Genomic DNA, 24,901 nt, shown 5'->3' with positions numbered 1-24,901 from the left:
AGAGAGAAATCTATGATACGTGAAATTGAGAATAGAAGAAGTATAAGAAAATATAAGCCAGATGAGATCGAAAGGAAGTTAATTGACGAGATCATATACAGTGCTTCCCTTGCACCATCTGCTAAAAACAGACAGCCTTGGAAATTTATTGTATATCAGGGGAAAGAAAAAGATAAACTGGTTGATGTCATGCGTCATGGTATAAATTCAGAAAAAATGACCCATGAACTTATGCCGGAATGGGCATTTGCCATACCGGATGCTGAGAATACCGTTAGAATCATGCAGGAGGCCCCATGCCTTATAGCAGTGCTTAATACCAACCAGCATACTCCATTTGCAAGCATTGAAAATGAAAAGCGAATTGTTGAAATATGTGATTCACTGTCCATAGGTGCGGCGATTGAAAATATGATTCTGACAGCAACGGGATATGGATTGGGTACCTTATGGATTGCCAATACTTGTTTTGCCTATAATGAGCTGATGGATTTTATCGGAACAGACAGCCAATTGACAGGAATTGTTGCGATTGGATTTGCCAATGAAGCTCCGGCTAAAAGACCAAGGAAACCTTTCGAAGAAATTGTTGAGTACAGATAGGTAAATCGTAATGAGTTAATCGTGTTATAATCAGGTTGGATGGAGAATAATCGTTATGATTAGAAAGTTGCAGAAGGTAGATATAAATAGAGTCGCTGATATATGGTTGAAAACTAATCTGAAAGCACATTTTTTTATTCCTGAACAATACTGGATAAGTAATTATGAATTCGTGAAGGAAATGCTGCCACAGGCGGAAGTTTATGTGTATGAAGATGATAAAATGATTCAAGGCTTTATAGGAGTAAGTGATGAATACATAGAAGGTATTTTTGTTTCTGACGAAATGCAGTCATGTGGCATAGGTAAAATGTTGTTGGATTACATCAAGGATAAAAAAGACAAATTACAGTTAAAGGTATATCAGAAGAATGTCAGGGCAATGTCTTTTTATCAACGAGAAGGATTTACTATTCAGAGTGAAGAGATGGACGAATTCACAAGAGAAAAAGAATATGTGATGAATTGGGAATCGTCTGGAATTTGAATACCCATGGCAGGAGGGGATGAACCGCCTGTTTGTTTACAAGATGGAAGATGATTCCCATCGGATGTAGTATTTTGCAGCAAGAATGCCGATGAGATTCTTCACCAGAATAAAAATATCTGAAGGGAGGCTTTTGGTATGAAAAATAGAAAATACAGTCTTGTTTTTATAATGCTTTTGTGTATGATAATGGCAGTTTCAGCATTTCCGATGACAGTCAATGCCGATATGGGACCAAAGGCCTCTGTTCGGATTCAGTTTGAGCATATGGGGGATGAGCTCTGTTATGGAACTTTGCTGTCGAAGGAGAAATCTACTGGTCCGGCAAGTGCCTGGGATGGAAGAACGGAGAGTGCCCAGAAAGAGTACATGGATCCTGGTATCTGGGAGATCTTTGTGAATTACAAGGATCCGGATGGATACTATTTTCTGCAGCGGAGCTGGAAGGTAAGTGAAAGCAAAGAGCTTGCATGGACCTATTATCCGCCGGATGATTTTAAAATTCTTCTGTATTATCCGGAAACGGAAACCTTTGTATCCAGTGGAATTTATGCTCGTTATGCATTTGATACGTATTATACAGTGGATATGGATGGTGTGGATATCGGTTCGGTGGAATACAATGATGATTTGAGTACCAATGAGCGGATTGAGGCTTACCGTTCGTATAATTACCGGCAGGAGATGCTGGCTCTTGGAGCAAGGATCGTCCTTACTATTTTAATCGAAATGCTGGTGGCGCTGCTGTTTGGTTTCAGACAGAAAAAACAGCTGTTGATTCTGGCTGTTGTCAACATTATTACGCAGATTATCTTAAATGTGCTGCTCAATGTGATTAATTATAATTCCGGTCCTCTTGCATTTACATTTTTCTATGTACTTTTTGAGCTGATTGTATTTGCTCTGGAGGCAGTGTTGTATTGCACAATTCTTAAGAGGCTATCAGAAAAGAAAAAGGAGGATGCATATTATATCCTGTATTCCTTTGTGGCCAATCTGATCTCATTTGGTGCTGGATTATTCCTGGCGGCGAAACTGCCGGGCATGTTTTGATATAGAGATAAGTTAAGGTAACTTCTCAACGTGTTCAAATAGAAATGGCTCAGAAGAAAGTTCATCCAAAGTGATAACATCTTTTTGAGCATAGAGGAATGGATATATATGAAAAAACTTCTAACTTTTATGATTGTGTGGACTTGTTTGCTTACCCTGGCTGGCTGTGGCAAGAAGGACATGGATTATACGATGCAAAATGAGTCAAGTGTTGCAGAAAGTGTCCGGGAGACCGGTGAGGAGTCCGTATTGATTCAAAATGAGGATGCAGGGGAAGGGGAAAATGCGGCTCCTGAAACTAAGTATATCACCATTGACTTATCCGGAGTTGGGGAGATTCATCCGAAGGGAGATGCAGTTTCACCGTTAACGTTAAAAATTGTGTCGGAAGAGGAAAATGGAATCGATTTTGCGAACGAATGGTATGAAAGCAAACAGTTATCCCTTCCTATGGTCGGAAAGGAATGGAATAATTTCTATGATGACGAATATCAGTATATCTGGTCCGGGGATGCGCTGTATATTTATGAAAATATTTCCGGAAATTGTCTGTATGTGCTGGAGTATCCAACGGATAAATGGTATATCAACGGCAATAATGCCTGCCTCCTGGATGATATCTTTTATGGCATCAGTGTGACAAATGGTTACGCACAGCCGGATAGCTGCTTTATGTTTGCCTATGATCTGGAAAATAACAAGCTTCTTTGGCGAAGTGGGGATCAGACCTGCAACACCATGAATTTTATTGTAAAAAAGGATGTTATTATCTGCGGGTATGGTTTTACCTCGGAAAAGGATTATCTTTATCAGCTCAACCTTCACACCGGCGAGGTTATTGCAAGCCTGGAGCTGAAAAAACAGCCGGATCTTCTGGTGCCTCAGGACAATATGCTTTATGTTCACACATACAGCTATAATTATACGATAGAAATGCAATAGGAAAGGAACAAGAACTGAATGGATTCATCTGCTTCAAAAAAATTTGAACTTACTGCAGCTGTCCTGCACATTATCGCCATGACGCTTATGCTGATGGATCACCTTTGGGCGACGCTTCTTCCTGCTAGGGAGTGGCTTACCTGTGCCGGAAGAGTGGCATTTCCTATCTTCGCTTTTATGGCGGTGGAGGGGTACTTCCACACCAGAAGCTTTAAAAAGTACATCCTTCGGATGCTGCTGTTTGCAGTGCTTTCAGAAATTCCCTTTGATTTGATGTACGGCGGTACCTGGTTTTATCCGGTTCACCAGAATGTCCTCTGGACATTCCTGTTGGGCCTTTTAGGTGTCTGGCTTATGGAACAGGTACGGAAAAAAGGAAAAACCTGGATGTATCTGCTGGTGTGCGTTTTGGTTGTGCCGGCAGGTCTGGTACTGGGAACTCTTTGCATGGTGGATTACTACGGGGTCGGTGTTCTGACGGTATTTGTGTTCTATTTCCTCCATGGGCGGAAATGGTGGTGCTTCTTGGGACAGCTGGCTGCCCTATACTGGCTGAATGTGGAACTGCTGGGCGGTCTGATGTATCCGGTTCAGCTCTTTGGCATGGAATTTGAACTGTGCCAGCAGGGGCTTGCGCTTCTGGCATTGATCCCCATCTGGCTGTACCGCGGCAGACAGGGCTACCACAGTAAACCATTCCAGTATCTCTGTTATGCATTTTATCCAGTTCATATGCTGCTGCTTGTGGTGGTACTGAATTTCATCAACCGATGATAAAATTTTACAATCCCCGCCATTCATGGTATCATAACAGGTAGTAAAATTGCCTGTGAATACCTTGAATGGCGGTGATTTCCGTCAGTCGGTTTACCGGGCTATCCGTCATGGCCTGATGCAGGCACATTCGATGCTTTTGGAGCCATTTTATGCATTTCATCTGACGATACCGGACAAGATGGTAGGACGTGCAATGACGGATCTGGAACGCCGGTTTGCGGTTTTTGAAGGACCGGTTCTGGAGGATGGACAGGCGATACTTACCGGCCGTGCACCGGTTTCATCCCTGGATGGATATCAGACAGAAGTAACGGCTTATACCAGCGGCTTAGGACAGCTTGTCTGTACCCTGGATGGATATGGACCCTGCCATAATGAGGAAGAGGTCATCGAAGCAACCGGTTATGATCCGGATGCGGATTTGGCAAACCCAAGCGGCTCGGTCTTCTGTTCCCACGGAGCCGGTGTCTACGGTGAGACTGCCGCACGCCGGAAGTGCGGAGGATGTAATATCCGCAACTCTGATTATCGCTGATAAGACGGATGTGCGAAGAAGCCGTGTTCGTGAAAAAGAGAGAGCCGCTTTTGATATCCACGACCGTGTGAATTATGCGATAACAGAGTCCAAACTTAAGATTGAAAAGGATCGTTCAGTTATTGCCCTGAATCTTCAGGTAGATGAAAAGATATGTTCCATGTATGATTATTTCGAGATTTTCCTGGGAAGAATGATGCTTTGCCGGAAATCGGCGGAGATACTGGGAACGACCTTTAAGTTGACTGTAAATGGACGGAAGGTGCTGTAAAAAGTACCTCCCGTCCTTCTTTTCTGTTATCTTACTGATACGTCTCCGTCTTAATAAAGGAATCCATATATTTGATATACTCCTCTTTGGTAAAGATGGGCTGATAATTCGCTACAATCTCTTTTGCTTTCACAGCCCCGTCCCGAAGCAGGCGGTAAGCGGAGAGGGCGAAGATTTTTGCAGTGACCACATAGGCAAGCTCATCGTCTACGATATCGAAATCAACGGAGTGGAGACCGCTTACCTTACCGCCGGTGTTGAAGGTAAGGACCGGCTGCAGATGCTGTACATCCCCCACATCGGTGGAGCCGCCGCTGTAGGCGTGGGTATCTTCCTGGACGATCTGGTAATCTTTTTCACTGGTTTGTGCGGCAATCTCAGCGGCTGCCAGGACTGATTCATCGGCTTTTTCACTCAGAGCCGGAAGGTATCCGGGCATAGTGGTGATTTCGCAGGAAGCACCGACGGCGATGGCACTGGCTTTGAAGGCACGGTCCGTTTTGGCAGCAGCATCTGCGATGGCATCCTTGTTGGCGGCACGTACCAGAGTTTCGATTACCACCTCATCCGGTACTACATTGACGAGATTTCCGCCTTTTGTGATAATGGGATGGATCCGGACATGGTCATCATCCCGGAAGGTTTCGCGCTGGTAAGCCAGGGCGGAAAGTCCGAGGGAAGCTGCATTTAATGCATTGACTCCCAGATGCGGGGCACCGGCTGCGTGGGCAGCCAGTCCCTTATAACGAATGACCTTGGAGACGAAACCGTTGTTGGAGTGGGAACCGACACTGATATCTTTATCACCGGTGTGGTGGACGATATCCAGGTCGATGTCATCAAAAGCACCGATGCGGATGAGTTCACATTTTCCGCCACCGTATTTGATTTTGCCCTGTGCGGTCAGGGAGTTTTTAAATTCAATCTCACCATATTCCTCTGCCGGTACGGCGAAGAATACAACCTGTCCGTCCAGCTCTTTTTTTACATCTTCATTGGTCAGAGCCAGGGCTGCACCGATGACACCGGCCAGCTGGGCATGATGTCCGCAGCAGTGAGCTCCCTGAGTCTCCGGATTGGCATATTTATGTTCCGGGATGCGGAGCGCATCCAGTTCCCCGATGAGAGCCAGACTTACATTCGTTTTCTCTTCTTCATTTAAGTAAGCTTTGACACCGGTGACAGCCAGTTCTTCCTTTGTCTCAAGACCCAGATTTTTCATGAAAGAAGCAAATTTTTCTGCAGTTCTGTATTCTTTATAACCCAGCTCTGCATGGGTGTAGATATCTTTGGCGAATGCGATGATCTCGTTGCGGTGTGCGTCGATGATATCGACAATTTTCTGTTCGGTTTTATCTAAAATGAGAGCCATGTGAAATCCTCCTGTTTCCTGCTGATGCCTTCCGATGCTGTTTCCTATTAGTTAAACAGTTCCTCCGGAACAAACCATAAACCATTGTTATTCTTGTCTAAATATTCTTTGAATTCATCGGAGTGGTAAGCAGCAACGATATCTTTTGCCCACTGAGCATCTTTATTTTCCTCTTTTACAACGACCTGCAGAATCAGATGCGGCAGAATGTCTTCCTGAAGAAGGGCAGTGGATGGATCGATTCCTGCATTGTATACAATACTTCCGGTGATAACCGCATAATCAAAGTCATCTAAAACAGCTGGAATATTGGTGGAGTTCATTTCGGTAAATTCGATGTTGTAAGGGTTTTCTGTGATATCCGCCTGGGTGACAGTGGAGAGATCCACATCCGGGTTTAGAGTGATCCATCCGGCTTTCTGTAAGAGAACATAAGCGCGGGCTGTGTTGGCGGCATCGTCCGGAATGGCTACTTTGGCACCGTCATGAATGGCGTCCAGAGAGGTTTCAGTGGCAGAAAAGATGGCAGCCGGAACGGTAGGAATCGGGGAAATCGGAACCAGGTTACCTTTCTGGGCTTCGTTGAAATTTTCGGCATAAGCGGTATGCTGCTCTACATTGAAATCGATCTCGCCGTCATTTAAAGCAAGGTCATTCTGGAGAAGGTCAGAGAAATCAACCTCGGTGAGTGTATAGCCCTCTTTTTCCAGAATTGGTTTGATGGCATCCTCAAATAAGACAGTGTACGGACCGGCAGCTTTTCCGTATTTGAGCTCCTTCTTATTAGAATTGGAAGCATCGGCGGAAGCAGCAGATTCGGTGCCGGAAGAAGCATCGGCAGTATCAGCAGCGGAGCTTCCAGCAGCACTCTTTGAGCAGCCTCCCAGAACAGCAGCTGCGAGGATCAGACCGGCGGTCAGGGTGGTTCTTACATAGGCTTTTACGTTTTTCATAATGGGGTTCTCCTTTTTTTTCGTTTTGTTATTTTGTATATAAAATAATTTAATAGCTTTTATGATATGATTTGGTTTACTGATGTGTCCGTCTCTTTTGTGACAGCCGGTTTCCCAGACTCTGGATGATCCAGACAAATGCAATCAGGATGAAAACGGTCGCAAACATCAGCGGGAAGTTAAAGGTCTGATAGCCGTAGGTCAGGGCGATGTTTCCGATGCCGCCGCCTCCGATGTAGCCAGCCATCGCAGTTGCTCCGATGAGGGCGATGGTTCCGGTTGTCAGAGCCAGGATAACCGAAGCAAATGCTTCCGGAAGCACAAAATGAACGATAATCTGGAACGTGGTCGCTCCCATCGACTGGGCTGCCTCGATGATGCCGCCGCCGACTTCCAGAAGCGATGTCTCAAGAAGTCTTGCTAAAAATGGGGCGGTATAGATAACTAATGGCACGATAGCTGCCCTGGTACCGATCCGAGTGCCGACGATGATTTTCGTAAAGGGCATTACACATACCAGAAGGATGATAAACGGTGTGCTTCGGATGATGTTGATGACGCCGTTTAAAATCGTGTAAAGCAATGGATTTTCCTTGAGCCCGCCTTTGCGGGTCAGCCATAAGACAATGGCGATGAAAAATCCGACGATGGAACCGATAATCAGGGAAAAACCGACCATATACAGGGTTTCCCAACCGGCCTTGATGAGTTTGTCTGGCGAAATGCCTAAATACTGCTGAATCATGGTAATACAACCTCCTTATATTCTTCGTTTGATTCGAGAATGTAGCGCTCGGCTTTTTTGATTTCCTCGTCGCTTCCGATGAAGAGGACGAGCATGATGCCGACGACGATGCCCTGAATAACGTTGATGGTGGAGTAGAGAATGTTGGTTTCCACCTCAAACCGCCGGTTGATATCCCAGAGAAGCGGCTCGGTGCTATCTGTATTTTCCAGCTTGATGCGGAGCAGGCGGCTGTTCCGCGTTTCCTGGCGGATGCTCTCGACGAGCGGTTCCGGAATAACGTCGTGGATGAGATTGCCGACAAACCGTTTGGCGATATCGGACTGCGGGTCTGAGAAAACCTGAATGACAGAGCCCGTTTCTACGACTTTACCGAAATCCATGACGGCGACTTTATTACAGATTTTCTGGATGACATTCATCTCATGTGTGATAATCACAATTGTAATATGAAGAGTTTCATTAATCTTCTTTAGCAAATCGAGAATGGAATCGGTCGTTTTCGGGTCGAGGGCGCTGGTCGCCTCATCGCAGAGAAGAATCGACGGATTATTTGCAAGTGCCCTTGCGATACCGACGCGCTGTTTCTGTCCGCCGGAGAGCTGTCCCGGATAGTAGGACTTCTTATCGGAAAGTTCGACGAACTCCAGCAGCTCATTCACACGCGCTTCGATGTCTTTTTTGGGGGTGCCGTTTAGTTTCAGGGCAATCGCGACGTTGTCGTAAATTGTCTTGGATTCCAGGAGGTTGAACTGCTGGAAAATCATTCCGATTCCCTTTCGGAGGCTGCGAAGCTCTTTTGCACTCAGGCTTCCAATGTCCTTATCTTCAACGAAAATCTTTCCGGAAGTCGGTCTTTCCAGGGCGTTTACCATTCGGATCAGGGTGGATTTTCCGGCACCGCTGTAACCGATGACGCCGTAGATATCGCCCTTTTCGATTTCGAAGGACACATCCTTCAGTGCTTCAAATGCACCGTCTTTCGTCTGGAATGTTTTACTTAAATGTTCAAATCGAATCATTTCTGGTCTCCTTTAACTTTGTTTATCTGGGGAAGCACATTTTTAAGGGATAATTCCTGAAAAATGACTTCTGTATGTGTCGCGTTTTTTATACGAATGATATATCTGGATGCAATATAAATATTCAATTTTGCATACTGAAATATAAATGGGTACAAAAAAGGAGGTCTGGTTGTCCAGACCTCCTAAATTGGATTGTATCTATCACTTTCCAGTGAAAGCAAGATGAGAAAAACCTCATGAAGATATCATCCAGTTATCTGTCTGCACAACAAAAGTAAGAGTGTCACAGCAACAGCAGCACATACACTCCATACAACAACACATAGCAGACATAACTGAATAAGATGTTCTCATGATGGTTTCCTCCTTTCCTTAAAATTCATAAACGATTATAAAAATATATTTCCTACTTGTTTTGTGGGTTTTAAATGATTGTTCTTATTATAGCGCGGAAATGAGATTTGTCAATCATTTTTTTATTTCATAGGAAATTGCGTCCTAAGAAATAAAAAACGCTCCGCGAGAATGTGCCAAGGCACATTCTTTTTCATATTATCCAATACCGCCCAATGCGATGCCTAATATTAATACCAGCGCACATACCGGAATATAAATATAGCGGCACACCGGTACAAACCATTTTGAAAATTTCTTTTCGCGGCCTTTGTTGACCTGCGTTTCTGCATAGTCTTTTCCGAATACCCAGAAGAACATGATTCCGGCGAGTCCGGCGCCGAGGGGGCAGATGTAGATGGAGAGGACGTCCATCCAGTCGGAGACGATGCCCTGGATTAACAGGGAGACGGCAGCTCCGATGATACCGATAACCGCGCAGGCAGGGACGCGGCCGAGGTGGAGTTTTTCCTGGACGGTGGCGATCGGTGCTTCGTAGAGGTTGAGCAGGGAGGTCATCCCGGCGAAGAGAACGGCTACGAAGAAAATGATCGCGATCAACGTACCGCCCGGCATTGAGCGGATGAGGTTCGGGAGGTAGATGAAGAGGAGTCCCGGACCACCCTGATCAAGTTTTGCACCGGTGGTTGCCATTGCCGGGATGATGACGAGGGCGGCGAGAATCGCGGCGATCGTATCAAACAGGGCAACCCGCGCGGCAGATGCCGGGATGTTTTCCTCATCGGAGAGGTAGGAACCGTAGATTAAGGTTCCATTTCCGGCGACGGACAGGGAGAAAAATGCCTGCCCCAGTGCGAAAATCCATGTTTTTGGGTCTGCGAGGATCTCAGGATCGATGCGGAAAATGTAGCGGTAGCCCTGCATCGCACCCGGCTGGAATGCTACGTAGATGCCTAAAAAGACAAACAGGATGAAGAATACCGGCATCATCAGCTTGTTGGCGTTCTCGATTCCGCTTCCGACGCCGAACATCAGAATCAGAATGCAGAAGAAGAGGGCGGCAAGCTGCCAGCCATTGTTTCCAAATGCGGACGCCATCGAGCCGAAAGCAGAGGCAAAACCGTCTGTGTCGGCCGGGGCAAGCGTGGCACCGGTAAAGGCTCCGATGGCATATTTTAGGATCCAGCCCATGACGACGGTATAGCCGATCGCCATCGCGAGGGAACCGGCTGCCGGGATGAAACCGAGCGCGTCACCCAGTTTGCGCCTGCCGCGTGTCTCGCAGGCAGCGCCGAACGCGTCGATTGGACCGGAGCGGGTGCCGCGTCCCAGGCACATTTCCCCGATGACACCCGTGGAGCCGATCAGGGCGACGAAGATAAAGTACGGGATCAGGAACGAGCCACCGCCGTACAGGGAGACGCGGGTGGGAAACATCCAGAGATTTCCCATACCGACCGCCGAGCCGATACAGGCGAGGATGAAGCCCCACTTACTGTTGAAAGATTCTCTTTTTTCCATGAAATTGTAACTCCTCAAACATTATATAAGATTTGCCGCAAATATCTAGAAGTCCGCCGATTGGAAGCGGTCAGGCAGATGTTTGCATAAGTCCATCTATTATACCAGAAGAGAGGCATTGCTTTCAAGTGGCAGAGCGCGCGAATCGTATGTTTTAGGGGAAAAGGCGATCTAAAGTAACTGCCGGTGAACCGTTACAGGGAAATACCTTGATTTATAGGGTGGAAAGATGGTATTCTATAGAGGACGGCAGCGGCGGGCTTTGGGAGGGTGGCGCCGCGGCAGAGCAGATTCGAAAAGGAGAAGGTAGCACAATGAAAAACGCAAACAGGATTCCGGAGACGTTTCAGACGGATGCGGAATACAGACAGTGGATGGAGCGCTGGCAGCAGGAGGCGCGGGAGGCGACGATCGAGGGATTTAAGCAGAATCGTAAGTTAAACGGCATGACACAAACGGAGCTTGGCAGAAAGGCGGGGATTTCCCAGCCGAATATCACCCGCTTCGAGAGCGGCAGCTACAATCCGTCGCTGGATTTTATGGTAAAGATCGCAGCGGCGATGGGGAAACGGGTACAGATTACATTGGTAGATGAATAAGAGGCGTGCGCCGAGGCGCACAGGGACCATTTGGGGAATAAACAGGGGAGACAGCGGTGTGTGTGAGGCTGTCTCCCCTGTTTTTAATGAGTGCATTTCAGCGACGATTCAATAAACCGTGAAATCATATTCCACTCATAGCTCTGTTCCAGCCACGCAAATTTGATCGGGTACCGCGCTTCTTCCCCGAGCGTAAAGACATGGAGTGTATCCAGCTGTTCCTTGCTGAGAATAGAAAATGCGAGGTTTTTTGGGCTGATGCAGGCACCTTTTCCCATCGCGCAGAGGGCAAGCAGGGTAGCGATGTTGTCAGAGCAGGCATGAACCGAGGGGACGAAGTTGTCTGTCGCGAGGATATTCCGCCCGATGCGTCCGACTAGATCATGTTCACGGTTTAGGAGAAACGGACATGGAGCCAGAAGGGAGTAGCGGTGATGGCGGCTGACTTCCTGGATAATGGCTTCGGTCTGTTTGCCGTAAATGTTCTGCAGCAGGGCAGTGGAGACGATGAGAACCATCTCTTCCTCATAGAAATCCCGCAGAATGATGCCGGGAATGCGAACTGAAAAATTGGCGATCGCCAGATCAATTGTGCCGTCCAGCAGGTATTTTTGTAGCACATCGTTGGAAGATTCGACGAGTTCCACATCCACGCCGGGATATTCCTTTTGAAAGGCGGCGATCAGCTCCGGCATGATGGCGTGTCCGCGCGTGAATGCGATGCCGATCCGCAGTTTTCCTGTCTGGTTATTTAAAATATCGCCAAATTCGTGAAGCATACAGTCATATTTTGTATTAAATTCCGTTGCATAGCGCAGAAATACCTCCCCCGCATAGGTAAGCTCCAGCGGGATGTGACGGATTAGGAGCGGACATCCAAGCTCCCGCTCGATTCCGGCGATATGGGCGCTTAATGTCTGCTGGGTAATATGCAGCGCATCGGCGGCCCTAGTGAAGCTGCGGTTTTTCGCAACCGCGGCAAAATATTCCATTGATTGAAAATTCATATTCGAATGACTCCTCTTTTCCCAAAACTTTCATCTTAAGTTTCTAAAAAGCATCTGACTATAAAAGTGGCCCTTCTAACTCAAACACTGTCCGCTGCAGCTGCGCGATCAGCAGGCTGGCAGCTGGGGACGCTTTTTTTGCTGACGGAATCCGGACACCGAGCACGCGCTCCATCGGCGGATTGAGCGGCAGCCGGACAACATTTTTAGAAATATCACGGACGACCAGCTCCGGCAGGATGCAGACGCCCAGGTTGTGGCTGACCATCGCGAGCATGGAGTAGGTGTTCTGCGAGGTAAACGACGGCTTTGGCGGTGTGATGCCGAGCTGCTGGAACTGGCGCAGCAGGTCATTTTCACCTTTTTCTTCTATATAAGAAACCTTGGGGAGATCCTTTAAGTCAAAGCGCTCATATTCAGCATAAGGGGAATCGTTCGCGCAGACAGCCAGGTAGGGTTCTTTTTTCAGGGGAAGCCAGTCCATCTTTCCGTCCGGGTGGGGGCCGACGATGCCGAAATCGATGGAGCTATTTTCCAGCCATCCTTCAATCTCCTGTGAACACCCCTCCAGCACTTCAACGGTCATATCCGGGTAATCGGTAAGAAACTTTTTGAGGGCGGGCGGCAACCATTGGACGGAAGCGCTTAAGTAAGCGCCGATCCGGATGTGCCCGGTCTGGACACCCCGGATGGAGGCAGCTGTCTGATCAAAATATTCCGCCGCCGCCAGCGTCCGCCGGATCGGGGAAAGCAGTGCCTCGCCGTTCCGCGTCAGGGCAAGTCCCCTCTGGGAACGCGAAAACAGGGAAAACCCGAGTTCTGTTTCAATATTTCGCAGCATATGGCTTGCCGCCGACTGCGTGTAACCGTTTTTCTGGGCGGCACGCGTCAGGTTATTTTCTTCTGCAATGGCTAAAAAAAGCCGCATATCTTTGAGATCCAAAAAATACTCCCTCCATTTTCGTAATAAGCGTTCGGTCTGATTCATAAAATGTACAGAGCTGACAGATACCAAAGGAGGATGAGAAGATTTGTAAGAATTATGTAGAATACGAATCTGATTCATACGGAATATCCGGGCGGATTACATGGGTGCGTGTGCGGCGGACATTCATTCCGATGGCTCTGCCAAGTGTCCCTAGTATATCATATTCGTGAAAGAAATGGGAGAAAAAGATAGAAATATGCCCACGATCTCAAATACAACATAAAAATTTCATTTAAATGAAACACACAAAAGGTTAAAAAATAAACAAATGGTAAACAAAATTCATGAAACTCCGAAAGAAAATGGACAAAATTCCGAACGGGAGTCTAACGGAAAATGGTGCAGTTGTAGACAAAATATCATGATATCTTGTGCATTTATACTAATTGACGCCCGAAAAAGTGCAATTTATTTCATGAAAAAAACAGGGGAATTCATGATTCTACGCTATATCATGAAAATTCTGCATAATAAATTCAAATAATTTTGTTGAACAAATTTCACTTTAGTGATATAATTTTTTCAAAAGCAAGAAGTTTTTTGAGCGAATTGAAAAACTTGCTTAGCCAGCGCGCGGCACTACATCAAATAAAGGGGGAACTTTATATGGAAGCAATTAACAACATCGTCAATATGTTGAACGGACCCATTTGGGGCGTTGGAATGTTAGTTCTGATTGTTGGCAGTGGTTTATACTTTACAATCCGTCTCGGCTTTTTCCAGTTTGTTCATTTTAAAGATATGTGGAGCCGAATCATTGATAAGTCGGAGTCTGAATCCGGTATTTCTTCATTCGCATCCTTCTGTACAACCATGGCGATGCGTGTTGGTACCGGTAACGTAGCCGGTGTAGCCGTAGCTCTTTACATGGGCGGACCTGGCGCACTCTTCTGGATGATCATCGCTGGTATGACAAACTCTGCTGTTTGTTTTACTGAGTGTACATTATCCGTACTTTATAAGAACCGTATCGATGGTCAGTATCGAAGCGGCGGTGCTTACTGTGCTGAGAGAGGTCTTGGCTGGAAAGCTTATGGTACCTTCTATGCAGCATTCTTCGGACTGGGCGTTGTATTATTCATGCCGGCAGCAGCTACCTATACAATCTGCGATGGATTTAAGAACGCTTTAGGTATTCCGATGTGGATTACGGCTCTGGTTATCGCACTGGCTATGGCAGTTGTAGTTATGGGTGGTGTTAAACGAATCAGTTCTGTAGCATCTATGCTGGTTCCGCCGATGGTAGGCATTTACCTGATTGCAACAGTTGTTATCTTAATCGCAAACGCAGGTCAGATTCCGAGCGTTATCGCTCAGGTTGTATCCTGTGCATTTGGTTCCAAAGAAGCTCTTCTGGGCGGCGGCGTTGGTATCGCTATCCAGCAGGGTGTTAAACGAGGCACATTCTCATCTGCATCTGGTATGGGTGAGTCCATGCCGACCGCAGCAGCAGCAGAGACCAGCCACCCGATTAAACAGGGTATGGCAAACGCAGCTGGTGTTTGGCTGGATACCGTTATCGTATGTACCGCTTCTGGTCTGATGATGCTCTTAAGCGGATGCTACAATACACAGTTTGGTTACATCGGTGGTACCGGTGCAATGCACGATCAGATGGCTCAGTTAGCAGCAGATGGAACATATGGCGTTATTTTCGTTCAGAATGCCTGCAGCACCGTTATGGGAAGTATTGCTCCTCTGTTCATTGCTATCATGCTGGCTCTGTTCTCCTTTACATGCTTAATCAGCTACTATTATGAGGGCGAGACTTCGGTTCTTTACCTGTTCCAGGGCGATGATAAAGCAGCTACCCGTAAAGTAGTTATCAGAATTATGCAGATTGTTATGCCTATCCTTATCTTCATCTGGGGCAATATCGATTCCGGTCTGGCTTGGAATCTTTCTGACCTTGCACTTGGTGGATCTACATGGATCAACATGTTAGTTGTACTGCTTCTGTCTCCGAAGGTATTTGCACTGTACAAAGACTACGAAGAGCAGATGAAAGCAAAGAAAGACCCGTACTACAACCCGGATAAGCTTTGCTGGAAGGGCGTAGACGTTGAGATGTGGAAAGACATCAACAAAAAACGTATCGCAGAAGATAAATAATCGGATGTGAATCGTTACATATTATTAGATATAGAGTTTAACTCCTAGAGTCTAATATAAAAGGCAGTCCCTGTCGTGTGGCAGGGGCTGTTTTTTTGTTTCATAGGATGTTCCTATGAAACAAAACGCTCCGCTTCACGTGTACAAGTGCTAAAACTGTCCGCCATTGACGGAAACTGTCCTCCCAGTAAAGGCGGGCTGTTTGTTGGAAACAAAAAAAATGAGAAGAATTTGTGGTTGAACACAATTGAAAGAGGAAGGGCTGAATTGCTATAATAATCACATATCAATGAGCGAATCTGAAAATAAACACAAAAAAGAAGAAAATGCCATGAGATGTACGTCTCTTTGGCGGGATAAACCGAAAGGTTTCAGCAGTAAAGGAGGACCAAATGAAAAAAAGACGTGTTTTGAGTGTTGTATTGGCAGCGTCGATGTTTGCTATGCTTTTAACTGGATGTGGCGGTGGGAATCAAGGTAGTGCAGAAGGAAGCCAGGCGGCAGCAATCGGACAGGGGGTAGCGGAAGCGGAAAGCTGCATCAAGATTGGTGTGTCCGGTACACCGGATCTGGATCCGGCCATTGTAAATACTGGTTCTAGCTTAATTGCAGCGATCAATATTTATGATACACTGATATTCCCGTCAAATGAAGCGGATGAAGGCGTTATCCCGAGAGTGGCAGAAGATTGGACAATCAGTGAGGATGGTCTTACATATACTTTCAACCTGAAGAAAGGAATTAAATTCCATAATGGGGATGAATTAACAGCTTCGGATGTTGTGTATTCGATGGATCGTCTGTTAACGATTGGTGAGGGATATGCTTATATTTTTACAAGCTATGTTGAGCCGGGAACGACAGTAGCCGTCGATGATTATACAGTTGAGTTTCATCTGAAACAGGCATATGGACCATTTATTAACGCTCTGGTTCGTTTGTATATCCTGAATGAAGATGAAGTAAAGGCAAATACACAGTCAACCGGAAATTACGGTGAGAATGGTGACTACGGAAGAACCTATCTCCTGACACATGATGCAGGTTCGGGTGCGTATAAAGCAGTTGAACTGGTACAGCAGGATTATTTCTATGCTGAGCAGAATCCGGATTGGTTTATGGGATGGGAGAATGAGAAAGCTCCGAAAGCTTTCAAACAGATGGCTATCACCGAAGCAACCACAGTTCGAACGATGATCAACAATAAAGAGATGGATATCACAGATACCTGGCAGAGTGTTGAGACATTGTCTGCATTAAGCAAGATAGATGGTATTTCGATTGCTAAATACAGCAATGGTCTGGAATATAATGTATACATGAACACACAGGCAGCTCCGATGGATGATATTAATTTCCGTCGTGCGATGAACTGCGTAATTGATTACGATACGATCCTTAATTCTATTTTCCCAGATTCCGTTAAGGCAACCGGTCCGGTTCCAGCAGGTGTTATGGGTCATGTAGATACAAAGGCTTTTAAATTTGATATTGAGCAGGCTAAGAAATACATCGCAGCATCTAAATATGCAAATGATTATGCAAACTATCCGATCGAAATTGTTGTTAACTCGGATGTATCTGACCTTGAAAAGATTGCACTGATGATGCAGTCAGCAGCAAAAGAAATTGGAGTGACAATTACAATTGCAAAAGCTCCGTGGGTTTCTCTGATTGATCAGATGGGTTCAGTAGAAACTTCTCCGCAGATTACAATTATCAACTCTGCTCCGCCGTTCGATGATGCAGGTATCTATTTACAGAGCCGTTATGGAGATGAGACAAAAGGAACCTGGGAGAATGGTGAGTGGTTAGCTGATTCAACCGTTAACGATATGATTGAAGATGCACTTGGAACTACAGATACGGATGAGCGTCTTGCAAAATACGCAGATATCCAGAACTATATTGTTGATGAAGTCTGTCCGAGCGCTTGGCTCTGTGACCTTTCAGAGAGATGTGCTTACCAGAGCTCTTATGTTACCTGGCCGTTTGTAGAGCAGGGTGGCGTTCCACAGTGTGTAAATGGTTATAGTCAGGTTTACTCTGAATTTGAGTATAATCTGGATCAAAAGTAAGATTTGTGAAAGGCTCTGCTGCAAAATAAAACATATTTATAATCTAAATATATGATTTTGCAGCATCCTTTTTGCAGACAGTAAGAGGTGAAGCGTAGTGATTAAATACATAATAAAACGGCTATTGATGGGAATCCTGGTATTGTTTGGAACATCATTATTGATATTTACCATTGCCAGAGTTGTTCCCGGTGATGTAGCTACCATCGCTCTGGGAGCCAGAGCCACTGAGGCAGCTAAAGAAGCGCTTCGCATGGAGATGAACCTCTATGATCCGTTCCCGGTTCAATATGTAAAATGGCTCACTAGTGCAGTAACAGGAAATTTTGGAAACTCTTTTGTAACTAAGAGACCGGTAGCCATGGACGTGGCACAGTTTCTTCCAGCAACATTGGAATTGATTATCATGGCTGGTGTATTTATGGTAATCGGAACATTTATTCTTGGACTTCTGGCTGGTAAATACAAGAATACATGGGTAGATGGTTTGATTCGAGTTCTGTCTTATATCGGAGTAGCACTTCCGGCATTCGTAATCGGAATTCTGCTTTTGCTTCTGTTTGGATATAAATTACAGGCAATTCCGGTTTTGGGACGGTTAAGCACAACACTGGTAGCTCCGAAAACGGTAACTGGATTTTTTGTGCTGGATGCGTTGCTGGCAGGTGATTTCACAGTGGCCTGGGATGCATTTTTACATTTGCTTCTTCCGGCACTTGCACTTGCCGTACCGCCGATGGTTCAGGATGCCAGAATCCTTCGCTCTTCTCTGGTTGATAACTCAGCCAAAGAATATATGGCAGTTTCTACGGGACATGGACTTCCTCCGAACCTGTTGATCCGGAAGTATCTTCTGAAACCGTCAGCAACCTCGGCAATTACGACCATGGGTATGGACTTTGCGTCTTTGATGGGAAATGCATTCCTGGTAGAGCGTATTTTCAACTGGCCTGGTATTTCCAGATATGGAATTAACGCAATGTTGTTTAAGGATTTAAATGCTATATGTGCGGTTGTTTTGATTATCGGTATTACATTTTTTGTAGTGAATCTGGTGGTAGACCTGATTGTGGCTGCTCTGGATCCTAGAATGCGGAAGGGAGGAAGTAAGTAATGAGTACGCAAGGTGAAACAAAAGCGGCTCGTAAACCGCTTCTATCTCCATCCACAAGAGAGAATCTTCGAATTTATAAATACAAATTCAGTCGCAATAAACTGTCAGTATTTGGACTTGTGCTTGTATTGCTTTCGTTTTTCTTCGCAATTTTTGCAGAAGTAATTGTTCCGCATCCGGAAAGCATCGGTAGTTTTGTTGACTACGCAAATGCCAGCCTTCCGCCTTGTAAGGACTACTTATTTGGAACTGATCAGATGGGACGTGACGTTTTTTCGCGAGTTATCTTCAGTTTCCGCGGTGCACTGATTATGAGTATCGTTGTTCTGGCTATTTCTGTTCCGGTAGGAACGGTACTTGGACTTTTGGCCGGATATTATCATGGAACTAAGATAGATGCAGTTATCATGAGAATCTCGGACGTATTCCTTTCTGTACCGTCTCTGATTCTGGCACTGTGTGTAGCTTCGATTCTGGAACCGAACATGATGAACTCCATGCTCGCAGTAACAATTATGTGGTGGCCGTGGTATACACGACTTGTATACAGCCAGGCATCATCTATTTCGGAAGAATACTTTGTTAAAAATGCAGAATTAATAGGAGCTTCCAAGGCGCACATTCTCTTTAGAGAAATTCTTCCTAATTGTTTGTCTCCTATTTTTACAAAAATGGCGCTGGATGTAGGCTGGGTTATTCTGATGGGAGCGTCCTTGAGTTTCGTTGGTCTGGGTGAACAGCCTCCTACACCGGCATTTGGACAGATGATTTCTGACGGTGCTGCATTAATGCCGGATATCTGGTGGCTGACAATATTCCCAGCTGCTGGTATTGCATTTATGATTTTAGGCTTTAACTTCCTGGGAGACGGTATCCGCGACATGTTTGATAAGGGAGGGCACTAAGGATGAGAGAAAACATTTTAAATATTGAAGACCTCTCTATTTGGTATCGTACCTATCGCGGTTATTCTAAAGTGGTTGATCATATCAATCTGCAGGTAGGAAAAGGAGAGAAAATAGGTCTGGTTGGTGAGTCTGGCTGTGGCAAGACAACAACAATGAAAACAGTAATGGGAGTTCTGGGAAAGGATTTAATCCATGTTCCAGATGGCAAGATAGATTTTGCAGGAAAAAATGTTCTGGAAATGAAGCAATCAGAACTTTTACAGTTACGACGAACCGGAATATCCATGATTTCTCAGTCCCCTATGTCAGCGTTGAATCCAGTATTTACAATTGGTCAGCAGCTGACAGATATTATCAAGTATTCCGGTCTTTATAAAAAGAATGATAAAAAAGCCATCACGGAGGCAGCACATCAGGCACTTACCAGTGTTATGTTGTCGGATCCGGATCGTATTATGGCAAGTTATCCACATCAGTTATCAGGAGGCATGAGGCAGCGCGTCTGTATTGCATCAGCGTTGGTTACACCGAAGGAACTCTTGATTGCGGATGAACCGTGTACAGCACTGGATGTTACAATTCAGGATCAGATTCATCATCTTTTACGAGTGCTTGTAGAAGAAAAGAAACGTTCATTGATTATGATTACTCATTCTCTTGGCGTGGCCAGAGAACTGGTAGACCGAATCTATATCATGTATGGTGGAAATATTGTGGAGACATGTCGGACAGAAGACTTGTTTAAATCGCCGTCTCATCCATATACGCAGGGACTTCTTTCCTGTGTACCGAGGCTTTCAGGCGGCGGATTATCAGCAGGAATTTACGGTTATGTACCAGATTATGTAAATCCTCCGGAAGGATGTCGATTTGCACCTAGATGTCCATACGCAACGGAAATATGTAAGAAAAAACGTCCGCCAGTAGTGGAGATTGAACCGGAACATAAAGTTGCCTGTTTCCGCTATGCAGATGGAAAAACGGAAAAGGAGGGGGCGGAGTAATGGGAAAAGAATTATTGATTGCAAAAGATTTAAAGCAGTATTTCCCCATTGGAAAGGATCGCTTTGTCCGTGCCGTTGACGGAGTTAATTTTTCCATCAATGAAGGAGAGGTTATGGGACTGGTAGGCGAGTCCGGTTCCGGAAAGAGTACGATTGCCTATACAGTTATGGGAATGTACCGTCAGACGGATGGAGAGATTATTTTTAACGGGCAGACCATTACGAATAAGACAAAAGGACGAAGCAAAGATTTTCGCCGGGATGCACAGATTGTATTTCAGGATCCGGGCTCATCCCTGAATCCGTATCAAGATGTTCGTCAGATTTTAAGTCTTCCTCTTCGTGTACACAATGTAGTTTCAAAAGACGGGATAGATGACAAAATTCGTGAAATTCTTCAGATGGTAGAATTGCCGCCGGATTTCATGTATAAGACGCCGAACTCCATCGGAGGCGGCGAGCGTCAGCTGGTATCGATTGCCAGAGCTCTTTGCAGCAATCCGAAATTTATTATTTTGGATGAGCCAACTTCTTCTCTGGATGTTTCTATTCAGGCGAAGATTCTGAATATGCTGATGAAGCTGAAGGAAGAGCAGAAGTTGACATATATGTTTATTACACATGATATGGGTGTTATGAGAAACGTATCCACAAAGATTGCTATTATGTACTTGGGCAAGATTTGTGAGATTGCTCCAACAAAAACATTCTATGAAGCACCAATGCACCCATATACACAGATGCTGCTTTCGGCGATTCCGGTTGTTACACCGGAAGAAGAAGCATTGAAACCAAAGAAAGTGAAGAGTGAAGGGGAAATTCCATCTCCTGTTAATATTCCAAGTGGCTGTAGTTTCCACACCAGATGTGCCTTTAAGCAGAAAATCTGTATGGAAGTGGATCCTGAAATGCAGGAAGTAGAACCTGGTCACTTTGTCCGATGCCATTTGTGTGGAAAATGTAAATAGTGATTCAGAGATTCCCGAATGCCGGGAATTAAGAATAAAAAAGACACATTGTCCCAAGAGACAATAGAATGGAGGGTGTTATGTTAGAATATGAAGTTCTCGATGCTTGTTTGAAGCTGCTTCGCGACATGTTCATGTTGAAACCTGGAGAGACAATTGCGATTACAACTGATACAATGTCCAGTGATGAGATTGTAGAAGCAACTGCACAAGCAGCAGTGATTCTCGGAGCTAAGCCACTTATCTTTAAGATCGCTGCACCGGAAGGCGCAAAAGCTGGCGATAAAGATATGCCGATGAAAGCACTGATTGATGGTATTAAAGCTTGTGATGCCTGGGTAGAATTCAACTATAAGCTGATCTTCTATTCCACCGTTTATGACAAGATTACAGAAGATCCGAACAATCGTCCGAGATATATGAATCAGAACGGTGTTCATCCGGAACTGTTGGTTCGCAACATTGGTAAAGTAGACAACATTCTTCTGAACAAGTTTATCCAGGGATTCTCGGATTACTGTGAGGCAGGACATCATATGCGCTTTACAACTCCGGCAGGAACGGATTTGGAGTGTGATAATGAACCGGGTCGTGATTATGTAACGGCGGATGGATTCGTTCGTAAGAATGATATTAAGATGTTCCCAGGTCAGATCAGCTGGTCTCCGAACTTTGAGAGTGTAAATGGCGTGCTTGTGGTTGATGGAACTCTTTCTCCGCCAATCGGAGCATTACAGGGACCGGTTAAGTTCTATATCGAGAAGGGCTATATCAAAAAAATTGAAGGTGGAAGAGATGCTGAAAACTTCCGTGCATGGCTGGAGAGCTTCGATGATCCGAATATGTTCCTGATGGCTCATAGTGGTCTTGGATTTGGACCGATGGCACAGCTTAACGGCGACATCGTAGAAGATGAGCGTGTATGGGGCTGTACAGAATGGGGTATCGGAAATGTTGGTCCGCAGCTGGTATCTGATATGGAAGGTGGAATTGCTGCAGCTTCTCATTCGGACGGTATTGCATTGAACTGCAGCCTCTGGATTGATGGTGTGCAGGTTCTTGATGAAGGTAAGGTGGTCGGCCCGACCGAAGAGTTTGTAGAGCTGGCAAGACAGCTTGGTCATTAATCAATAAGTAATAAATTACGGAGAGGTACACGATGGATGTTCAGAAATTGCAGAATCTGATTTCAGAAAAACGGGAACAGATGGTTGCAGATATGATAGAGATGAGTTCGATACCTGCTGTCAATCCGAAGATGGGAGGCACCGGCGAATATGCAAGAATGCAGTGGATCATGCGATGGTTCGATAAGCGCCAGATCCCCTATGAGGTATACGAGGTTCCGGACGAAAATGTCAAAGAAGGCGTGCGCCTCAACGTAGTTGTGACAATCCCCGGAACTAAGCTTACGGATCGTTCTCTGTGGTTTATCAGCCATGTGGACACCGTAGGTCCGGGAGATTTAAGTGCCTGGGATACGGATCCTTTTACTCCTACAGTAAAGGATGGAAGAATCTATGGACTTGGATGTGAAGATAACAGCCAGTCAGTGATTACTACCATGTATGCATGCGAGGCGTTGTTTGCCGAACATATCCAGATAGATAGGAATTTGTGCTTCTATTATGCGTCGGATGAAGAAACTGGAAGTGATTTTGGCATGAAGGCACTTCTTGATAAAGGACTCATTCAGCCGAAAGATGAGGCAATTGTTCCGGATGGGGGCAGCGCGGATGGCTCTTTTGTTGAAATTGCAGAAAAATCGCAGATTTGGCTTAAATTTACAATAAACGGAAAAACATCTCATGCAGCGATGCCACATCTGGGTATCAATGCATGTTATATAGGAATGAAATTTGGTGTTGAATTGGAGGATGCTCTTAAAACGAGATATGATAAAGTAGACACCATGTTCAATCCACCAATGTCGACCTTTGAGGTGACACAAAAATTTGCCAATGTGGAAAGTCCTAATGTCATGCCGGGAAAAGATGTATTTTGTATGGATTTAAGAATTTTACCGGATTATTCAGTGGATGAAGTGATGGAGTTTATCCAAGGACTTATGAAGCAATATGAGGCAAAATACCCGGGAATTAACATGAATGTGGAGTATCTGACCCGGGTGGTAGCACCGCCGCCTACCTCGCCGGAAAGTAAGGTAGTACGGAGCTTGATGGAGGCAATCTCGGAGACGGGAACAAAGGCCTACTGCGGTGGTATCGGAGGCGGCACCTGCGGCGCCATTCTCCGGGAGAAAAATATTCCTGCTGTAATCTGGTCTACACTGGATGATATGTGTCATACACCAAATGAATATGTGGTAATTGATAACTTGGTTCGTGATACAAAGATTTATCTGGCTGCGTTGGCTAGATACGAAGAGTAGGATAAGAAAACAATAAAATGATAGGAGGTACACATACATGTACGAATTAGAATTAACGAATGCGTGCTATAAGCTGCTTTATGATATGTTTGATTTGCAGCCCGGAGAATCCCTTGCTATTACGTGTGATACAGAGTCGAATATGGACGTTGTAAACGCAACAGCAAAAGCTGCTTTTGCTCTTGGGGCAAAACCGCTGGTCCTGAAAATGTCAACACCAAGAGACTGTGGAAAAGCCGGCGATATTGATATGCCGATTGAGCCGTTAGTGGCAGCTATCAAGGGATGTGATGCCTGGGTAGAGTATAACAATAAATGGATCTTCTATTCAACTGCATATGATAAGATTGTAGCGGATCCAGAAGATAGACCAAGATACATGAATCTGTGCGGAGTTAATCCGGAGCTGATGGTTCGTAATATTGGTAAAGTTGATAATAATCTTCTGACCAAATTTATCATGGCAATCTCTGATTTCTGTGAGGCTGGAAAACATTTTGTAATCACATCTCCAAATGGTATGCACCTGGAATGCGATAATGAGCCGGGTAGAGCTTATGTGACAGCAGACGGACATGTACGTAAGGGTGAAATTAAGATGTTCCCAGGACAGATTAGCTGGTCTCCGAACTTTGACAGCATCAATGGAACGATCGTTGTAGATGGTACTATCACACCGCCTCTGGGAGCTGTAAAGAATCCGATTACATTTACTATTGAAAAGGGTTATGTTACCAAGATTGAAGGCGAAGGAACTGATGCAAAGGCTTATGCAGAATGGATGAAATCATTCAATGACAAACAGATTTATCTGGTTGCGCATGGAAGCTTTGGTTTTGGACCGAATGCAATGCTCAATGGCGATATCGTAGAAGATGAGCGAGTATGGGGATGTACAGAGTGGGGATTTGGTAATGTTGGTCCTCAGCTTGTTTCGGATATTCCGGGTGGTATCCCGGCAGCAACCCATTCTGATGGTATTTGCTTAAACTGCAGCGTATGGGTAGATGGTGTTCAGATTCTTGACGAAGGAAGAGTTGTTGGCCCTACTCCTGAAATTGTAGAAATGGCACATCAGTTAGGTCATTGATCA

At 45.3% G+C, this 24,901-nt stretch carries 24 protein-coding genes; 17 read left to right on the top strand and 7 right to left on the bottom strand.

The features are described from left to right. Positions 1 to 12: 12 nt before the first annotated feature. The 7 genes from DWX68_RS08400 to DWX68_RS15105 all read left to right on the top strand — a co-directional run bounded on the left by DWX68_RS08400 (position 13) and on the right by DWX68_RS15105 (position 4,668). On the top strand, positions 13 to 603 hold the full coding sequence (locus tag DWX68_RS08400) for a nitroreductase family protein (RefSeq protein WP_107000623.1): 591 nt from the start codon (positions 13 to 15) through the stop codon (positions 601 to 603). 55 nt (positions 604 to 658) lie between these two features. Continuing rightward, positions 659 to 1,090, top strand: a complete 432-nt coding sequence (locus DWX68_RS08395; RefSeq protein WP_118468320.1) for an N-acetyltransferase — start codon at positions 659 to 661, stop codon at positions 1,088 to 1,090. Between the two features lie 138 nt (positions 1,091 to 1,228). Then, the gene (locus DWX68_RS08390) at positions 1,229 to 2,143 is read left to right on the top strand and encodes a hypothetical protein (RefSeq protein ID WP_227589767.1); all 915 of its coding nucleotides are present in this window, start codon (positions 1,229 to 1,231) and stop codon (positions 2,141 to 2,143) included. A 108-nt stretch (positions 2,144 to 2,251) separates the two neighbouring features. After that, positions 2,252 to 3,085, top strand: coding sequence for a hypothetical protein (locus DWX68_RS08385; RefSeq protein ID WP_022359996.1), 834 nt, complete (start codon positions 2,252 to 2,254; stop codon positions 3,083 to 3,085). Positions 3,086 to 3,103: 18 nt separating this feature from the next. Continuing rightward, entirely contained in the window at positions 3,104 to 3,859 is a 756-nt protein-coding gene (locus DWX68_RS08380; protein ID WP_118629088.1) for a TraX family protein, read from the top strand. Positions 3,860 to 3,914: 55 nt separating this feature from the next. Next, on the top strand, positions 3,915 to 4,397 hold the full coding sequence (locus DWX68_RS08375) for a hypothetical protein (RefSeq protein WP_347475176.1): 483 nt from the start codon (positions 3,915 to 3,917) through the stop codon (positions 4,395 to 4,397). 67 nt (positions 4,398 to 4,464) lie between these two features. After that, positions 4,465 to 4,668, top strand: coding sequence for a hypothetical protein (locus tag DWX68_RS15105; RefSeq protein WP_347475175.1), 204 nt, complete (start codon positions 4,465 to 4,467; stop codon positions 4,666 to 4,668). A gap of 31 nt (positions 4,669 to 4,699) precedes the next feature. Here DWX68_RS15105 and DWX68_RS08365 read toward each other — a convergent pair whose 3' ends face one another. The 5 genes from DWX68_RS08365 to DWX68_RS08345 form a co-directional block, all read right to left on the bottom strand. Further along, positions 4,700 to 6,040: an amidohydrolase gene (locus DWX68_RS08365; RefSeq protein WP_118629086.1), complete on the bottom strand. Its 1,341-nt coding sequence runs from the start codon at positions 6,038 to 6,040 to the stop codon at positions 4,700 to 4,702. Between the two features lie 47 nt (positions 6,041 to 6,087). Next, positions 6,088 to 6,993 carry a MetQ/NlpA family ABC transporter substrate-binding protein gene (locus DWX68_RS08360; RefSeq protein ID WP_118629084.1) on the bottom strand — a complete coding sequence of 302 codons (906 nt, stop codon included), beginning with the start codon at positions 6,991 to 6,993 and terminating at the stop codon, positions 6,088 to 6,090. A gap of 76 nt (positions 6,994 to 7,069) precedes the next feature. After that, positions 7,070 to 7,738 (bottom strand): methionine ABC transporter permease, encoded by a 669-nt coding sequence (locus tag DWX68_RS08355; RefSeq protein WP_118468314.1) that lies wholly within the window; start codon positions 7,736 to 7,738, stop codon positions 7,070 to 7,072. Beyond that, the gene (locus DWX68_RS08350) at positions 7,735 to 8,760 is read right to left on the bottom strand and encodes an ATP-binding cassette domain-containing protein (protein WP_118629082.1); all 1,026 of its coding nucleotides are present in this window, start codon (positions 8,758 to 8,760) and stop codon (positions 7,735 to 7,737) included. The genes DWX68_RS08355 and DWX68_RS08350 overlap by 4 nt, the downstream gene beginning before the upstream one ends. 555 nt (positions 8,761 to 9,315) lie before the next feature. Continuing rightward, a complete protein-coding gene (locus tag DWX68_RS08345) occupies positions 9,316 to 10,638 on the bottom strand; it encodes a sodium-dependent transporter (protein ID WP_118629080.1) in 1,323 nt (440 codons plus the stop codon). 314 nt (positions 10,639 to 10,952) lie between these two features. Here DWX68_RS08345 and DWX68_RS08340 point away from each other — a divergent pair, with 314 nt between their 5' ends. Continuing rightward, positions 10,953 to 11,237 (top strand): helix-turn-helix transcriptional regulator, encoded by a 285-nt coding sequence (locus DWX68_RS08340; RefSeq protein ID WP_022360005.1) that lies wholly within the window; start codon positions 10,953 to 10,955, stop codon positions 11,235 to 11,237. Positions 11,238 to 11,320: 83 nt separating this feature from the next. On the opposite strand, the gene DWX68_RS08335 is transcribed toward DWX68_RS08340, so the two are convergent. Both DWX68_RS08335 and DWX68_RS08330 read right to left on the bottom strand, forming a co-directional pair. Then, positions 11,321 to 12,244 carry a LysR family transcriptional regulator gene (locus DWX68_RS08335; protein WP_118468310.1) on the bottom strand — a complete coding sequence of 308 codons (924 nt, stop codon included), beginning with the start codon at positions 12,242 to 12,244 and terminating at the stop codon, positions 11,321 to 11,323. A gap of 58 nt (positions 12,245 to 12,302) precedes the next feature. After that, a complete protein-coding gene (locus DWX68_RS08330) occupies positions 12,303 to 13,187 on the bottom strand; it encodes a LysR family transcriptional regulator (protein WP_181357188.1) in 885 nt (294 codons plus the stop codon). 651 nt (positions 13,188 to 13,838) lie between these two features. Here DWX68_RS08330 and DWX68_RS08325 point away from each other — a divergent pair. The 9 genes from DWX68_RS08325 to DWX68_RS08285 all read left to right on the top strand — a co-directional run bounded on the left by DWX68_RS08325 (position 13,839) and on the right by DWX68_RS08285 (position 24,898). Next, positions 13,839 to 15,344: an alanine/glycine:cation symporter family protein gene (locus tag DWX68_RS08325; RefSeq protein WP_118629077.1), complete on the top strand. Its 1,506-nt coding sequence runs from the start codon at positions 13,839 to 13,841 to the stop codon at positions 15,342 to 15,344. Positions 15,345 to 15,736: 392 nt separating this feature from the next. Beyond that, a complete protein-coding gene (locus tag DWX68_RS08320) occupies positions 15,737 to 17,422 on the top strand; it encodes an ABC transporter substrate-binding protein (protein WP_118629075.1) in 1,686 nt (561 codons plus the stop codon). 97 nt (positions 17,423 to 17,519) lie between these two features. Next, positions 17,520 to 18,536 (top strand): ABC transporter permease, encoded by a 1,017-nt coding sequence (locus DWX68_RS08315; RefSeq protein WP_233430204.1) that lies wholly within the window; start codon positions 17,520 to 17,522, stop codon positions 18,534 to 18,536. After that, positions 18,536 to 19,441, top strand: coding sequence for an ABC transporter permease (locus DWX68_RS08310; protein ID WP_107000607.1), 906 nt, complete (start codon positions 18,536 to 18,538; stop codon positions 19,439 to 19,441). Before DWX68_RS08315 ends, DWX68_RS08310 begins: the two co-directional genes overlap by 1 nt. A 2-nt stretch (positions 19,442 to 19,443) precedes the next feature. After that, a complete protein-coding gene (locus DWX68_RS08305; protein ID WP_107000606.1) occupies positions 19,444 to 20,448 on the top strand; it encodes an ABC transporter ATP-binding protein in 1,005 nt (334 codons plus the stop codon). Then, on the top strand, positions 20,448 to 21,416 hold the full coding sequence (locus tag DWX68_RS08300; protein ID WP_107000605.1) for an ABC transporter ATP-binding protein: 969 nt from the start codon (positions 20,448 to 20,450) through the stop codon (positions 21,414 to 21,416). Before DWX68_RS08305 ends, DWX68_RS08300 begins: the two co-directional genes overlap by 1 nt. 80 nt (positions 21,417 to 21,496) lie before the next feature. Next, positions 21,497 to 22,543, top strand: a complete 1,047-nt coding sequence (locus DWX68_RS08295) for a leucyl aminopeptidase (protein ID WP_107000987.1) — start codon at positions 21,497 to 21,499, stop codon at positions 22,541 to 22,543. A 32-nt stretch (positions 22,544 to 22,575) separates the two neighbouring features. Further along, entirely contained in the window at positions 22,576 to 23,808 is a 1,233-nt protein-coding gene (locus DWX68_RS08290; protein ID WP_118629073.1) for a M20 family metallo-hydrolase, read from the top strand. Positions 23,809 to 23,845: 37 nt separating this feature from the next. Then, a complete protein-coding gene (locus tag DWX68_RS08285; protein WP_118629071.1) occupies positions 23,846 to 24,898 on the top strand; it encodes an aminopeptidase in 1,053 nt (350 codons plus the stop codon). The last annotated feature ends 3 nt before the right edge of the window (positions 24,899 to 24,901 follow it).

This window comes from Clostridium sp. AF20-7, assembly GCF_003479275.1.
GTDB classification, from domain to species: Bacteria; Bacillota; Clostridia; order Lachnospirales; family Lachnospiraceae; genus Otoolea; species Otoolea fessa.
Note: the sequence above shows the minus strand (reverse complement) of the source record. Positions and strands in the feature narration are given on the sequence as shown.